1 protein-coding gene and 1 pseudogene are annotated in these 1,155 nt (G+C 71.3%); both read right to left on the reverse strand.

Annotated elements, in window-relative coordinates:
- Nucleotides 1-89: 89 nt before the first annotated feature.
- Nucleotides 90-188 carry a carbohydrate-binding protein gene (locus ACFVFS_RS32430; RefSeq protein ID WP_380628410.1) on the reverse strand — a complete coding sequence of 33 codons (99 nt, stop codon included), beginning with the start codon at nt 186-188 and terminating at the stop codon, nt 90-92.
- 39 nt (nt 189-227) lie between these two features.
- Nucleotides 228-1,155: pseudogene (locus tag ACFVFS_RS32435) on the reverse strand (M4 family metallopeptidase); the annotation flags it as partial.

Genomic DNA, 1,155 nt, shown 5'->3' on the forward strand with positions numbered 1-1,155 from the left:
CCCCGGGGCCCGACACCGGCCGGGCCCGGGGCCGGCCCCCCGCCCGGCCCGCGGCACGGCGGGTTTCACCGGGTGTCAGGACCCCCCGGTCAGATGGCCTGCCAGAGCGCCGGGACGTTCGGCGGCTCCCAGCCGGCGTAGGCGGTGTGGCCCTGGATGCAGCGGTAGCTGACCCCGTTGTAGGTCACGACGTCGCCGGCCTTGTACGTGGTGCCGACGGCCCAGGTGCCACCCGGGTTGGGCGTGCCGTCGCCGACCGTCAGGTTGAACTGGCTGGTGTGGACGGTGGCGCCGGCGGTGCCGGTGACCGTGACCGGGTAGGTGCCGGCCGCGGCGGTCGAGGAGGCCGACAGGGTCAGCGTGGCCGAGGCGCCGGCCTGGACCGAGGACGGGCTGAACGACGCGGTGACGCCGGACGGGAGGCCCGAGGCGGTCAGGGCGACGGTCTGCGCGTTGCCCGAGACGACCGAGGTGTTGACGGTCGCCGTGGTCGAGTTGCCGGGCTTGACCGAGCCGGACGACGGGCTCAGCGTCACCGAGAAGTCGTCGCCGCCGTTGTTCGTGCAGTTCGGGTCACCGCTCTGGGCCGGGACGCTGACGGCGTCCCAGGCGGCCTTGGTGCGGTTGAACAGGTTGCAGCTCGGGTCGAGGTTCTTGGCGGCGGTCAGGGTGGTGGTGCGGTAGCGCTTGTAGGTCATGCCGCTGGTCTTGAGCAGCATGCCGCCGTAGAAGATCCGGCCGGCGTCCTTGATGCCGACACCGGTGACCGAGGAGTTGTTGCAGGTGGGGCTGGTGGGCTTGCCGCCGCCCGGGTTGGAGCCCTCGGCGAGCAGGTAGAACCAGTGGTTCAGCGGGCCGGCGGCCGCGTGCACCTCGGTGCTCGGGATCGAGGAGGAGTAGCAGTTGGGGTTGTTGCTGACGAGCGAGGGGTTGTACATGTTGCGGATCGGGCCGCGGCCGACCAGGTTGATCATCTCGCCGACGAGGTAGTCCGGGTCGTCGTACGGGGAGGTCTGGTTGGCGTAGGCCTCGGTGAGCGCGCCGAAGATGTCGCCGGTGCCCTCGCCCAGGCCGTTCTCGTTGTTGGCGCCGCCGGGGGTGAACTGGTCGATGCCGTGGCCGAACTCGTGGCCGACGACGTCGATGGAGGAGATC

This window comes from Kitasatospora sp. NPDC057692, assembly GCF_042799475.1.
Lineage (GTDB): Bacteria > Actinomycetota > Actinomycetes > Streptomycetales > Streptomycetaceae > Kitasatospora.